General features: G+C 72.4%; 14 protein-coding genes. 11 read left to right on the forward strand and 3 right to left on the reverse strand.

The window, feature by feature from the left end; translation table 11 throughout:
• Positions 1 to 5: 5 nt before the first annotated feature.
• From recG to mutM, 9 genes are all read left to right on the forward strand, one after another.
• Positions 6 to 2,213 carry an ATP-dependent DNA helicase RecG gene (gene recG, locus ACFYS8_RS34935; RefSeq protein ID WP_387649238.1) on the forward strand — a complete coding sequence of 736 codons (2,208 nt, stop codon included), beginning with the start codon at positions 6 to 8 and terminating at the stop codon, positions 2,211 to 2,213.
• A gap of 104 nt (positions 2,214 to 2,317) precedes the next feature.
• Positions 2,318 to 2,827: a hypothetical protein gene (locus ACFYS8_RS34940; protein WP_380488276.1), complete on the forward strand. Its 510-nt coding sequence runs from the start codon at positions 2,318 to 2,320 to the stop codon at positions 2,825 to 2,827.
• 86 nt (positions 2,828 to 2,913) lie between these two features.
• Positions 2,914 to 3,498: a 16S rRNA (guanine(966)-N(2))-methyltransferase RsmD gene (gene rsmD / locus ACFYS8_RS34945; protein ID WP_387649242.1), complete on the forward strand. Its 585-nt coding sequence runs from the start codon at positions 2,914 to 2,916 to the stop codon at positions 3,496 to 3,498.
• Positions 3,499 to 3,530: 32 nt separating this feature from the next.
• Positions 3,531 to 4,016: a pantetheine-phosphate adenylyltransferase gene (gene coaD, locus ACFYS8_RS34950; RefSeq protein WP_387649245.1), complete on the forward strand. Its 486-nt coding sequence runs from the start codon at positions 3,531 to 3,533 to the stop codon at positions 4,014 to 4,016.
• 181 nt (positions 4,017 to 4,197) lie between these two features.
• Positions 4,198 to 5,367 carry an ATP synthase F0 subunit B gene (locus ACFYS8_RS34955; protein ID WP_387649248.1) on the forward strand — a complete coding sequence of 390 codons (1,170 nt, stop codon included), beginning with the start codon at positions 4,198 to 4,200 and terminating at the stop codon, positions 5,365 to 5,367.
• Positions 5,368 to 5,495: 128 nt separating this feature from the next.
• The gene (locus ACFYS8_RS34960; protein ID WP_387649250.1) at positions 5,496 to 6,122 is read left to right on the forward strand and encodes a YceD family protein; all 627 of its coding nucleotides are present in this window, start codon (positions 5,496 to 5,498) and stop codon (positions 6,120 to 6,122) included.
• 49 nt (positions 6,123 to 6,171) lie between these two features.
• Positions 6,172 to 6,345, forward strand: coding sequence for a 50S ribosomal protein L32 (gene rpmF / locus ACFYS8_RS34965; RefSeq protein WP_035866499.1), 174 nt, complete (start codon positions 6,172 to 6,174; stop codon positions 6,343 to 6,345).
• Positions 6,346 to 6,365: 20 nt separating this feature from the next.
• Positions 6,366 to 7,160: a ribonuclease III gene (gene rnc / locus ACFYS8_RS34970; RefSeq protein WP_387649252.1), complete on the forward strand. Its 795-nt coding sequence runs from the start codon at positions 6,366 to 6,368 to the stop codon at positions 7,158 to 7,160.
• Between the two features lie 3 nt (positions 7,161 to 7,163).
• Positions 7,164 to 8,018, forward strand: coding sequence for a bifunctional DNA-formamidopyrimidine glycosylase/DNA-(apurinic or apyrimidinic site) lyase (gene mutM / locus ACFYS8_RS34975; RefSeq protein ID WP_387649255.1), 855 nt, complete (start codon positions 7,164 to 7,166; stop codon positions 8,016 to 8,018).
• Here mutM and ACFYS8_RS34980 read toward each other — a convergent pair whose 3' ends face one another.
• Positions 8,019 to 8,687: a hypothetical protein gene (locus ACFYS8_RS34980; protein WP_387649258.1), complete on the reverse strand. Its 669-nt coding sequence runs from the start codon at positions 8,685 to 8,687 to the stop codon at positions 8,019 to 8,021.
• 20 nt (positions 8,688 to 8,707) lie between these two features.
• On the reverse strand, positions 8,708 to 9,622 hold the full coding sequence (locus ACFYS8_RS34985; RefSeq protein ID WP_387649260.1) for a hypothetical protein: 915 nt from the start codon (positions 9,620 to 9,622) through the stop codon (positions 8,708 to 8,710).
• Positions 9,623 to 9,823: 201 nt separating this feature from the next.
• Between ACFYS8_RS34985 and ACFYS8_RS34990 the strand changes: the two genes are divergently transcribed.
• A complete protein-coding gene (locus ACFYS8_RS34990) occupies positions 9,824 to 11,221 on the forward strand; it encodes a hypothetical protein (protein ID WP_387649263.1) in 1,398 nt (465 codons plus the stop codon).
• 55 nt (positions 11,222 to 11,276) lie between these two features.
• Here ACFYS8_RS34990 and ACFYS8_RS34995 read toward each other — a convergent pair whose 3' ends face one another.
• On the reverse strand, positions 11,277 to 12,539 hold the full coding sequence (locus ACFYS8_RS34995) for an MFS transporter (protein ID WP_387649266.1): 1,263 nt from the start codon (positions 12,537 to 12,539) through the stop codon (positions 11,277 to 11,279).
• A 169-nt stretch (positions 12,540 to 12,708) separates the two neighbouring features.
• Between ACFYS8_RS34995 and ACFYS8_RS35000 the strand changes: the two genes are divergently transcribed.
• Positions 12,709 to 13,509, forward strand: coding sequence for a hypothetical protein (locus ACFYS8_RS35000; RefSeq protein WP_387649269.1), 801 nt, complete (start codon positions 12,709 to 12,711; stop codon positions 13,507 to 13,509).
• Positions 13,510 to 13,565 lie beyond the last annotated feature (56 nt).

A 13,565-nucleotide genomic window follows, 5' to 3' on the forward strand; every position in this document is an offset into this window, starting at 1 on the left:
ATCCGATGGGCGCTCTCGATGAACCACTGAAGGACCTGGTCGGCGACCGCACCGCGAAGGTGCTGGCCGACTCCCTCAAGCTGCGCACGGTCGGCGACCTGCTGCACCACTATCCGCGCCGGTACGTCGAGCGCGGCCAACTCACCAGCCTGGACGAGCTGGACGTGGACGAGCACGTCACCGTGCTGGCCCGGATCGAGAAGGTCACGCTGATCCCGTTCCGCGGCCGCAAGGGCGATCGGCTGGAGGTGGTGGTCACCGACGGCCGCTCCCGGCTCTCCCTGGTGTTCTTCAACCAGGGCTGGCGGCAGAAGGAACTCAAGCCCGGCCAGCAGGGCCTGTTCGCCGGCAAGGTCGGCATGTTCAACCGCACCCGCCAACTCGCCTCGCCCGACTACCAGTTGATCGACGACGAGGAAGGGTCCTCGGCGGCGAAGCAGTTCGCCGGCCGGCTCATCCCGGTCTACCCGGCCAGCGCCCAACTGCCCAGCTGGAAGCTGTCGCTCTGCGTCGAACTCGCCCTCACCAAGCACCTGGCGGACGTCGGCGAACCGCTGCCCGCCGAACTGCGCGCCGAGCACGACCTGATCCCGCTGCCCGAGGCGCTCGAACTGATCCACCGCCCGCGCAACCAGGTGGAGAAGGAACGCGCCCAGAACCGGCTGCGCTGGGACGAGGCGTTCGTCCTCCAGGTCGCGCTCGCTCAGCGCCGGGCCGCCGACTCCGCGCTGCCCGCCGTCCCGCGCCGCGCCGTCCCCGGCCGGGTGCTGGACGCGTTCGACGCCCGGCTGCCGTTCACGCTGACCGACGGCCAGCAGAAGGTGTGCGCCGAGATCTTCGCCGACCTCGCCACCGAACACCCCATGCACCGCCTGCTGCAGGGCGAGGTCGGCTCCGGCAAGACCCTGGTCGCGCTGCGCGCCATGCTCGCCGTGGTCGACACCGGCGGCCAGGCCGTACTGCTCGCACCCACCGAGGTGCTCGCCCAGCAGCACCACCGCTCCATCGTCGAGATGATGGGCGACCTCGCCGAGGCCGGGATGATCGGCGGCTCCGAGATCGGCACCCGGGTCGCCCTGCTCACCGGCTCGATGGGCACCGCCGCCCGCCGCGGCGCGATGCTCGACATGGCCTCGGGCAAGGCCGGCATCACCATCGGCACGCACGCCCTGATCGAGGACAAGGTGCAGTTCGCCGACCTCGGCCTGGTGGTCGTCGACGAGCAGCACCGGTTCGGCGTCGAACAGCGCGACGCGCTGCGCGCCAAGGGCGAACAGCCCCCGCACCTGCTGGTGATGACCGCCACCCCGATCCCGCGCACCGTCGCGATGACCGTCTTCGGCGACCTGGAGACCTCCGTCCTCGACCAGCTGCCGTCCGGCCGCTCGCCGATCTCCACCCACGTCGTCCCCGCCCTGGAGAAGCCCAACTTCCTCACCCGCGCCTGGGAACGCGTCCGCGAGGAGGTCGGCAAGGGCCACCAGGCGTACGTGGTCTGCCCGCGGATCGGCGACGAGGACGAGGCGCCGAAGGGCAAGAAGAAGCGCAAGGAGGACCCGGAGGAGGTCGACGCGGGCGGCGCGGACAGCGAGGAGCGCCGGCCCCCGCTCGCCGTGGTCGAGACCGCCGAGAAGCTCGCCAAGGGACCGCTCGCCGGACTGCGGGTGGAGATCCTGCACGGCCGGCTCGCCCCCGACGCCAAGGACGACGTGATGCGCCGCTTCGCCGCCGGCGAGGTCGACGTGCTGGTCGCCACCACCGTCATCGAGGTCGGCGTCAACGTCCCCAACTCCACCGTCATGGTGATCATGGACGCGGACCGGTTCGGCGTCTCCCAGCTCCACCAGCTCCGCGGCCGGGTCGGCCGGGGATCCGCCGCAGGGCTCTGCCTGCTGGTCAGCGACATGCCCGCGGCCAGCGCCGCCCGCGCCCGGCTCGACGCGGTGGCCGGCACCCTGGACGGCTTCGCGCTCTCCCGGATCGACCTCGAACAGCGCCGCGAGGGCGACGTCCTGGGCCAGGCCCAGTCCGGCGTGAAGTCCTCACTCAAGGTGCTCTCCGTCCTCGACGACGAGGACGTCATCGCCACCGCCCGCGCCGAGGCCACCCGACTGGTCGCCGCCGACCCCGAACTCGCCGCCCACCCCGAACTGCGCACGGCGCTGGAGAGCCTGCTCGACGAGGACCGCGCGGAGTACCTGGAGAAGGGCTGACAGGCGGTGTGATCAGGTCGGATTGTCAGTGCCCCGAGAGAGAATGTAGTTGTTCGGGGCGCTCCTCAAGTCGCGCTCCCGGCACGAGATTTGGGGGTCATTGCATGGCATTCCGTCACCTCAACGAGCTCCCGCTCGGCGACAAGGTCTTCCGGATCGAGGTCGCCAGCGAAGACGACCGCGAAGTCACCCTCACCCTGACCGGCTGGCGCGAGGGCAACTCCGCCAACCCGGTCGCCTCCGGCAAGCTCCGCCTCCCGGTGGAGGACGTCGCCTCACTGCGCATCGCGCTCAACCGCGCCCTGCGCGCGCTGGCGATCGTCGCCGACATCTCCGAGCCCATCCCCGACCGCGACGTGCTGCGCGAGCTCTACCCCGGCCACGGCTCCCCCTGGGTGCCGCAGCACGAGGAAGAACTGGTCCGGCGCTTCCACGACGGCGACACCATCGCCCGGATCGCCGCCCGCTACGGCCGCACGCCCGACTCCGTCCGCACCAAGCTGCGCGAACTCGGCCACGACCCGCGCCGCCCGGAGTACTGCCCGCCGGACGGCTGCCTGTCCTGGTCGCGCTACGCCTCGCCGACCCTGTTGGGCGCGGCGTCCAACGAGTAAGCGCTGACGCGAGCGACTGCGCGCCCGGCCATGCACGATTTGTCAGCTATGGTCGGGCGCGCAGTCCCTCCCACCTAAGGAACGTCATGCCCCGCGTCATCGCCGGTGTTGCCGGAGGCCGCCCCCTCGCCGCGCCGCCCGGCCGGAACACCCGTCCGACCTCCGACAAGGCGCGGGAGGCGATGTTCTCCACCGTCGAGGCGCTGTTCGGGCCGATCGCCGGGGCGCGGATGCTGGACCTGTTCGCGGGCAGTGGCGCGGTCGGGCTGGAGGCGCTGTCCCGGGGCGCCGCGCACGCGCTGCTGGTGGAGGACGACGCGGGCGCGGTGAAGACGGTGCGGGAGAACGTCCGGACGCTGGGGCTGCCGGGCGCGGAGGTGCGGGCGGACAAGGCGGAGAAGGTGATCGCGGGCGCCCCGCCGGCCGAGCCGTACGACCTGGTGTTCCTGGACCCGCCGTACGCGGTGGAGGACGCCGTACTGCGGGAGATGCTGGTCACACTCCGCTCGGGGGGCTGGCTGTCCGAGCATGTTCTCGTCACCGTGGAACGCAGCACCCGAGGGGGCGAGTTCGGCTGGCCGGACGGCTTCGAAGGGCTGCGCTCGCGCCGTTACGGCGAGGGCACGCTCTGGTACGGTCGCGCCGCTACCGGGGCTGACCAAGACTCGTAGCAGAACATCCCGCCCCACAAGGGAGCACACCCATGCGCCGCGCCGTCTGTCCGGGGTCCTTCGACCCCATCACCAACGGACACCTCGACATCATCGAGCGGGCCTCGAAGCTGTACGACGTGGTGCACGTGGCGGTGGCGGTGAACCGCAGCAAGCAGGGGATGTTCACGATCGAGGAGCGGCTCGCCCTGATCGAGGAGACCACCGCGCACCTGGGCAACATCCAGGCGGAGTCGCACAGCGGCCTGCTGGTGGACTTCTGCACGCAGCGCGGCATCCCGGCGATCATCAAGGGCCTGCGTGCGGTCAGCGACTTCGACTACGAGCTGCAGATGGCGCAGATGAACCACGGCCTGACCGGCGTGGAGACGCTGTTCGTGCCGACCTCGCCGACGTACAGCTTCCTGTCCTCCAGCCTGGTCAAGGAAGTCGCCTCGCTGGGTGGTGACGTCTCCCACCTGCTGCCCGAGGTGGTGAACCGGCGGCTGGTCGAGAGGATCGCCGAACGCCGCAAGTGACCTGGGGTCCGTCCGGCCGGTCTTGCCGGGCGCCAGGACCGGCCGGACAGGCCCTGGCCGTTGTGAGCGGCGGGGTGGGTGGCCGTACAGTCTGTACTCCCGGCCCCGGGGGCGCAGTCCGCGACCTCGTGGCACTGCCTCCGCCGCACCTCGGCGGCACACGGAAAGACTGAAGACGCCCGTGGACGTGCAGCAGAAACTCGACCAGATCATCGCCATGGTCGAGAAGGCCAAGGCGATGCCGATGTCGGCCTCCTGCGTGGTCAACCGCGCCGAACTGACCGGCCTGCTGCGCGAACTGCGCGACGCCATGCCCGCCGAACTCGCCAAGGCGCAGTCGGTGGTGGCGGACCATCAACAAATGGTCGCCGACGCCCAGGCGCAGGCCGACCAGATCATCCGCGGCGCGCACGACGAGCGCGGCTCGCTCATCTCCGACACCGAGGTGGTGCGCAAGGCCCAGGCCGAGGCGGACCGGATCCTCAACGAGGCCCGCTCCGAGGAACACACCAAGCGCGCCGAGGCGGACGACTACGTCGACTCCAAGCTCGCCAACTTCGAGGTGGTGCTCACCAAGACGCTCGGCGCGGTCGGCCGCGGCCGGCAGAAGCTGCGCGGCGAGGCCGGGGTGTACCAGCCGGAGGGCGAGGGCACCGAGGACGGCGAGGAGTTCCAGCCGCAGCGGATCAGCCTCAGCCCGGAGGCCGACGAGTACGTCGATGTGAAGCTCGCCACCCTGGAGGCGGTGCTCTCGGCGACCCTGGAGGCGGTCGGCAAGGGCCGCGACAAGCTGCTCGGCAAGGCCCCGATCGACGAGCTGGGCGCCTACCTGGCCGCCGCCGACGAGGCCCAGCAGCTCAAGAACCGCGCCGAGGCGGTGGCGGCCGGCTTCGCCACCACCGACGGCGAGCAGTCCTGGTACGCGGAGGTCCCGCAGCACCAGAGCTGGCCCGAGTCGACCCCGGCCGCCGCGGGCTGGCAGAACCCCGCCGAGGACCAGTACGGCCAGCCGCAGGCCCCGCAGTACGCCGAGGTCTACGGGGGCGGCTACGACCCGGCGGCGGCCCCGCAGACCGACCCGTACGGGCAGCCCTACGGCTACCAGCAGCCGGTCGACCCGTCGTACTACCAGCAGCAGCAGCAGTACCAGCAGCCGGGCTACGACCAGTGGGGCAACCCGCTGCCCGCCGAGCCGCAGGCACTGCCCGCCGACCCGCACGGCTACCAGCAGCAGCCGCAGCAGCCGCAGCAGGCCGGGCTGCCGCAGCAGCAGGCCGGACTGGACGAGACCAGCTTCTTCGACACCAGCATGATCGACATGACCCGGCTGCGGGAGCTCGGCGGCCGGTGAACGGCGACGAGTTGGGTTCGGCCCGGACTCTCGGGTAGTCTGACCACTCCGGCCTGCTCGTGCCGGGTTCGCCGCGTGCCCGCAGCCGGGCCGCGCACCGCAGGAACCAAAGTCCGCGCCACGCAGGAATGCGTGTGCCGCCGTCAGGAAGTCAGGAAGCCTTGAACCGCCTCGACCACCGCGACCCGCTCGTGTTCGACACGCATGAGCTCGGCCGTCGCCCCGGCTCGCTGCGCAAGGTGTCCCGGACCCTGGAGGCCCCGGCGGACCTCGGTGTCGCGGATGTGATCGGCGTCCCCGAGAAGAGCGAGATCAAGCTGGAGCTCCGCCTGGAGTCCGTGGTCGAGGGCGTGCTGGTCACCGGTACCGCCGAGGCCCACGTGACCGGCGAGTGCTCCCGCTGCCTGGAGCCGCTGGAGGACGACCTGGAGGTCGACTTCCAGGAGCTGTACTACTACCCGGAGTCCGAGGAGCGTCACCGCGCGATCGCGGGAGACGACTTCGACGAGGAGTCCGAGGACGAGACTTACCGCCTGGAGGGCGACCTGTTCGACCTCCAGCCGGTGCTGCGTGACGCGGTGGTGCTCGCACTGCCGCTGCAGCCGGTGTGCCAGGAAGACTGCTTGGGTCTGTGCTCCGAGTGCGGGGCCCGCCTGAGCGACGACCCGTCGCACCACCACGATGCCGCCGACCCCCGGTGGGCGGCTCTGCAGGGACTCTCCGCCGCCCCCGGCGACGAGGGTGACGAGGAATAAGACACAGCGCTACCCGTGAGGGTCTCGCCGTAGAACCAGGAGATTTACCGTGGCTGTTCCGAAGCGGAAGATGTCGCGCAGCAACACGCGTCACCGGCGTTCCAACTGGAAGGCCGTCGTGCCCGCGCTCGTCGCGTGCGACCGCTGCCACGAGCCGAAGCTTGCGCACATCGCGTGCCCGAGCTGCGGCACGTACAACCGTCGCCAGGTCCTCTCGGTCTGATCGGCGGGGTGCACGGATCGATGTCGGACGGCAGCAATTCTTCTCGCAAGCCGAACCCCAATTCCAACGGGGGCAAGGGCGGCGGGCCGGCTTCGACCGAATACGACGTCCTGGAAGGGCGCCTCGGGTACTCACTTGAGCGCGCCCTTCTGGTACGTGCCCTGACCCACCGCTCGTACGCGTACGAGAACGGCGGGCTGCCCACCAACGAGCGCCTGGAATTCCTCGGCGACTCGGTGCTGGGCCTGGTGGTGACCGACACCCTCTACCGCCTCCACCCGGAGGTCGCCGAGGGGACGCTCGCCAAACTCCGTGCCGCGGTGGTCAATTCCCGCGCGCTCGCCGAGGTCGGCCGCGGCCTGGACCTCGGAGCCTTCATCCGGCTCGGCAAGGGTGAGGAAGGAACCGGCGGCCGCGACAAGTCGTCGATCCTCGCCGACACCGTCGAGGCCGTGATCGGCGCCATCTACCTCGACCAGGGTCTGGGTTCGGCCACGGACTTCGTCCACCGGCTGTTCGACCCGCTGATCGCGGAATCCGCGCTGCTCGGCGCCGGCCTCGACTGGAAGACCAGCCTCCAGGAACTCACCGCCGCCGTCGGCATCGGTGTTCCCGAGTACGTGGTCACCGAGTCCGGACCGGACCACGAGAAGACCTTCACCGCCGCCGCCCGGGTGGCCGGCCAGGACTACGGCTCCGGGAGCGGACGCTCCAAGAAGGAAGCCGAGCAGAAGGCCGCCGAATCCGCCTGGCGCGCGATCAAGGCCAAGCAGGACGGCGGCACCGACGGCGACCAGCCGACCGCGGCCGTCTGACCGGTGCCCGAACTCCCCGAAGTCGAAGTCGTCCGCCGCGGCCTGGCCCGCTGGGCCGTCGGCCGGACCGTCAGCGACATCGAGGTGCTCCACCCGCGCGCCGTCCGCCGACAGGCAGGCGGCGCCGAGGAGTTCACCGCGCTACTGCGCGGCCGCACCTTCGGGGAACCGCAGCGCCGCGGCAAGTACCTGTGGGTGCCGCTCGACGACGGCCTGGCGATGATCGGCCACCTCGGCATGAGCGGCCAACTGCTCGTCCAGGAAGCCGACATGGCCGACTCGGTGCACCTGCGGGTACGCCTCCGGTTCGCCGACGGCGGCACCGAACTGCGCTTCGTCGACCAGCGCACCTTCGGTGGCCTCGCCGTCGAGGAGACCGAGCCGGACGACCCCGAGTCCACCCCGCTCTCGCTCGCCCACATCGCCCGCGACCCGCTCGACGCACGCTTCGACGACGCGGCGTTCGCCACCGCGCTGAAGGCCAAGCGGACCACCGTGAAGCGGGCCCTACTCGACCAGACGCTGATCAGCGGCGTCGGCAACATCTACGCCGACGAGGCGCTGTGGCGCAGCCGCCTGCACTACGAACGCCCCACCGCCACCCTCACCCGCCCCGCCGCGCTCGAACTGCTCGGCCACGCCCGGGACGTGATGACGGCGGCACTGGCCGTCGGCGGCACCAGCTTCGACTCGCTGTACGTCAACGTCAACGGCGAGAGCGGCTACTTCTCCCGCGACCTCGACGCCTACGGCCGCGAGGGCGAGCCGTGCCGCCGCTGCGGGACGGCGATGCGGCGGGACGCCTGGATGAACCGCTCCAGCTACTACTGCCCGAAGTGCCAGCGCCGGCCGCGCTGATCAGCTGTACGCGATCCGCTCGATCTCCTGGAGCCGGTAGGCGCCGAGGAAGCCCGGGTCGAGGGTGAGCAGCCACTCCGGCAGCACCGGCCGTGCGTCGAACTCCTCGTGGAAGCCGAAGCGCACCTCCAACCGGCGTTCCAGCCAGCCGTCGACCGCCGCCGAGAGCTGCTCCTCGGCGTACCCGGTGCCCACCTGCGCCCACCGCTCCAGCCACGGGACGAGCGTGCCGGTCAGCGGGACGGCCAGCTCCAGCGCGTCGACCGGGCGCACGCCGGACGGCTGCCGCAGGACGGTCTCCCACCAGGCCGACAGGAACCGCTCGACGGCCACGCGCTCGGGCCACTCGCGCCAGCCCGCCGCCAGCAGCCGGGAGGCGACCATGGCCGGCTCGGCTCCCCCGCCGTTGAGTGCCAGGGAGCGCAGGATGCGTGGGGTCAGGCGGCGGTAGAGACCGGGGAAGTCGTCCCAGTGGTCGGGGACTTCGGCGGCCACGGCGTCCACCAGCCGGTCGGGTATCCCGGCCACCGGGCCGGAGAGGAGCGCGAGGTCGGCTTCGCCGTAGCAGTACGTGCAACCGTCGACGGGCTGTTCGGCGTACGGGGCGAAGACGGCGTCCACCCGGTCGAGGGCGTCGAGCAGGTGCTGGTGCTGGTGCGGGTCGGTCACGGGAACCACCGGGAAGGCCATCAGCTCGACTTCCCGGCGGAGGTCTTCTCCTCTTCGGCGGCCGCTTGGATCGCCCCGCCGTCCTCGCCGAAGTAGGCGACGCCGACGGCGCTGACCACGGCCAGCAGGAAGCCGAGGACGGCCAGCCAGGCGAGGCCCGGGCGGGAGGAGTCGCCGAGCCAGAGCACGCCGACCGCGCCGGGGACGACGGTCTCGCCGACCACCAGGGCGGCGGTCGCGCCGTTGACGGAGCCGACCTGGAGGGCGACGGTGTGCAGGTACATGCCGCCGATGCCGCCGATCAGGATGGCGTACAGCGCCGGGTCGGCGAGCAGCGCGGTGATCGAGAACGGCTCGATGCCGTCCAGGATGCGCACGCCGATGCCCAGCGCGCCGAAGCCGAGACCGGACAGCAGACCGGCCACGATCGCCCCGTTGGAGCCCATCCGCCGGACGATCAGCGAACCGCCGGCGATCAGCACCGCGGAGCCGATCAGCAGCCCCCAGTGGAACGCCCGCGCGGCGTGGTGACCGCCCTCCGGCCCGGCGGCGACCGCCAGCAGCACCAGGGCGCCGCACAGGATGCCGATGGACAGCCACTCCAGCTGGCGCAGCCTCAGTCCGAGCAGCTTGATCGACAGCAGCGCGGTGATCACCAGGTTGGCGCTGATGATGGTCTGCGACAGGAACAGCGGCAGCAGCCGCGCGGCCAGCGCGCCGAGCCCGAAGCCGATGAAGTCCAGCACCGTGCCGAGGATGAACTCCCAGGTGACGGCGGCCTTCGCGGTGGAGGCGAGGCTCGGCCCGCCGTGCTCGGTGACGGTGCCGTCGGCCGCCTCCTGCCGGGCCGACCGGCGGGCGCCGACGGCTTGCAGCACGGAGCCCGTGCCGTAACAGACGGACGCGGCGACGGCGGTGACGAGGCCGAGGATCACGCTGGGGGCTCCTGTCGGGAGGAGGGAAGATCGTCACCACTATGCCTGCTCCCGACCGGGCCGAGGCCGGGCGGGGCCCAACTCCGGCCGGTCGGCGGGGGTCGGGGCCGGTGGGCTCGTCCCCGGGTAGGGGAAGAAGTCAGGGTCGGACCGTCCCGAGGTAGGGCGTGGATCCTTACTTCGGACCGGTACGGTCTTGGTATGAGAACTGTGCTTCGACGTTCCCGAGCCACCGGGCCGGCCGCCGTGCTGGCAGCTCTGCTCGGCCTGTTGATGGTCCTCGGCCTGTCCGCGCCCGCCCAGGCGGCCGGACTGAGCGACGCGACCGACTCGCTGAAGAAGACTCAGGTCTACGTCGACCCGGCGATGACCAGCCGGTTCTCCCCGGACCAGGCCGACGCGCTGGCGAAGAAGCTGAAGAAGGCCGACAAGCCGATCTTCGTCGCGGTGCTGCCGGACAGCCAGGCCTACGCCCCCAAGACCCTGATGAACGACCTGCGCACCAAGGTCGGCATCGTCGGCGTCTACGCGGTGTGGCGCGGCAACGGGTTCGATGCCAAGGCCGACTCCAAGGCGCTGTCGTCGAACTCCGCCAGCAAGATCGCCGGTTCGTCCTTCCGCTCGCACAACGGCGACATCAACGGCACCGTCAACGACTTCGTCGACCAGGCCGTCGGCCAGACCAAGGGCGAGGGCCCGCAGCACAGCACCTCCGCGGCCTGGATCATCGTCCCGATCGTGCTGGTGGTGCTGGCCGGCGGCGGCGTGTTCCTGCTGTTCCGCCGCGCCAAGAAGCGCAAGGAGGAGAAGGCCCGCGCCGAACTCGCCCAGCTGCGCACCGTGGTGGACGAGGACATCACCGCGTTCGGCGAGGAGCTCGACCGGCTCGACTTCAACCCCGGCGCCCCCGGCTCGGACGACACCCAGCGCGCCGACTACAGCCGGGCGCTGGACTCCTACGACCGCGCCAAGCGGACCATGGACGAGGCCAAGAAGCCCGACGACGTCCGCCCGGTCACCGAGGCGCTGGAGGACGGCCGGTTCGCGCTGGCCACCCTCGCCGCCCGCCGCGACGGCCGGCCGCTGCCCGAGCGCCGCGTCCCGTGCTTCTTCGACCCGCGGCACGGCCCCTCCACCACCGACGTCCAGTGGGCGCCCGCCGGCGGCGCGCCGCGTTCCGTCCCGGCCTGCGCCGACGACGCGCACCGCCTGGCCACCGGCCAGGACCCGTACATCCGCACCGTGGAGACCGAGCACGGCCACCAGCCGTACTGGAACGCCGGCCCGGCCTACAGCCCGTGGGCGGGCGGCTACTTCGGCGGCGGCATGCTTTCCGGCCTGCTGGTCGGCACCATGCTCGGCTCGGTGATCTCCAGCCCCGGCTACGCCTACGCGGGCGGCCACCACGACTACCACGGCGGTGGCGGCGGCGCCGACTACACCGGCGGCGCGGACGCCGGTGAGTACTCGGGCGCGGCCTTCAACAACTCCGACTTCTCCGGTGCCGACTTCGGTGGCGGCGGCGGGGACTTCGGCGGCGGCAGTGGCTTCGGCGACTTCGGTGGCGGCGACTTCGGCGGCGGGGACTTCGGCGACTGACGCCCGGTCGTCCACTGCCCGGCCCCCGGTCCCGTTCGCGGACCGGGGGCCGCTGTCATGCCCGGGCGGGGGAGGGGGCCCCGGCGGCCTCGACGCCGGCGGGGTCGGCCGGCTCCCGGCGGCCCAGGACGAGCAGGGTCAGCGCACAGGACGCCAACTGCCAGGCCGCACCGAAGCCCAGCACGGAGCCGGTGCCGACCCGGTCCGCGATCGGCCCGGCCAGCGCCAGCCCGACCGGTCCGAAGGCGAACGCGCCGAGCGTCCCGTACGCGCTGACCCGGCCCAGCGCCTCCGCCGGAACGTGGCGCTGCGTCAGTGTGGCGAACAAGGTCATGCAGAGGATCGAGGTCACCCCCGCGCCGACCGCCGCGACCGCCACCAGCGGCAGCGGCCAGCCCAGCGCCAGCGCGCCAGAGGGCAGCGCCCAGCCCGCCGTCGCCGCGATCGCCAGGCGCAGCGGACGAGTGGGCCGGCGTCCGAGCAGCACCAGCCCGCCGAGCACCGCGCCGGCCCCGTACGCACCCATCACCACGCCCCAGCCGCCCGCCCCGCCGAGGCGCGCGTCCGCCACCACCGGGCCGAGGATCAGGAACGGCGCCCACACCAGCAGGTTGAACAGGCAGGCCTGCAGGGTGCTCACCCACTGCCACCGCCGGGAGCTGAACTCGCTCCAGCCGGCCCGCAGTTCGGACAGCAGCGAGGCCTCGCCGGACGGCTGCCGGGCGGCCCTGGGCAGCCGGAGCAGGGCCAGTGCCACGCCGCCGACCGCGTACGAGAGGGCGTCCACCAGCAGCACCCAGCCGGGACCCGCGACGGCGGTCAGCCCGCCCGCGAGGGCCGGGCCGGCCACCGCGACGCCGTTCCGGGCGATCCCCAACAGGGCGTTCGCGTCGGAGAGTTCACCGGCCGGGACGAGCCTGGGCAGCAGCGCGTCCAGGGCCGGCATGAACACTGCCTCGGCCAGGCCCCAGAACGCCATCAGCACGGCCATCGCCCACACCCGGTCGTGCGCGGTGAACATCAGCACCGCCATCACCGCCTGGGTCGCGAAACGCAGCCCGTCCGAGCCGAGCATCACCGGCCGCGGCCCCAGCCGGTCCGCGGCCGCGCCGCCGAGCACCAGCAGCAGCACGATCGGCAGGATCCGCGCGGTCATCACCACGCCGAGCCCGGAGCCGCCGCCCCCGCTGTCGAGCACGGCGAACGCCACGGCCACCGAGGCCATCGAGGATCCGAACAGGGAGACGGCGAAGCCGATGAAGAAGAGGCGGAACTCCCGCCCGCGCAGGACGGCGAGCCGCCGTGAGGTCAGCACCATGACCGGCAGACTGCCCCGCCGCCGAGGCGTCCGGCAAGGGCTTCCGGCGAAATACTTGAGCGTTGTGGTGTCAATTTTCGGGAGCCTCGGAGTTGTCGCAGTAAATCGATTGTTTACCGCAGTCAGGGGCGATATTGACGGCGCATCGGGTTGGCGATTTACTGCGGATATGACACCTGTGGAGTTCGCCGTCGCGGCCGAGTGCTACCTGACGGAGGCCCGGCTCTCGGACGGCTCCCGGCGGGTCTACCGGATCGCCCTGCACACCTGGGCCTGGCTGCTGGTCGGCCGCACCCCGCCGGCCGGCGCCGAGCGGCGGCGGGCCGTGCCGCCGGTGCTGCCGCTCGCCCTGCTGGACGGGCCGGACGCGCCCCGGCGGGTGGCCGAGGCGTTCGCGGCCCGGGCCGGGGCGGTCGGCGCGCGCACCGCGAACCGCGAACTGTCCGCGCTGCGGGCCGCCGTCCGCTGGTGGTGCGGGCAGGGCTGGCTGGCCGCCGACCCCGCCGAGAGCCTGCGCCCGCTGCCCGCCGCCGCGTCCGAACCCGCGCTCACCGACGCCCAGGCGCGGGCCGTGCTCGCGCTGCGGGTGCCGCTGCGCGAGAAGGTGCTGTGGTACCTGGTGCGGGAGACCGGCGCCCCCATCGAACGGCTGCTCGCGCTGGACGTGGACCAGCTCGACCCGGCCGCCCGGCAGACCCGCCCCGCCACCGCCGGCGAGCGCCCGCTGCGCTGGCGCGGCGGCACCGCCCGGCTGCTGCCACTGCTGATCGCCGGGCGCAGCGCGGGCCCGCTGTTCCTCACCGACCGGCGCGCCCCGGCCGGCACCCCGGAGGCCGACCGCTGCCCGTTCACCGGCCGGGCCCGGCTCTCCTACCGCCGGGCCGCCGAACTGTTCACCGCCGCCACCGCCCCGCTCGGCCGGGCCGGCCGCGGCTGGACGCTGCACCGGCTGGCCGAGCCGCGCCACTGAGAGAGCGGTGCGGCCCGGTCGAGAGGTGCCGCTCGGTCAAGAGCGGATGCCGACGC

The organism is Kitasatospora sp. NPDC004615 (genome assembly GCF_042873545.1).
Taxonomy (GTDB): domain Bacteria; phylum Actinomycetota; class Actinomycetes; order Streptomycetales; family Streptomycetaceae; genus Kitasatospora.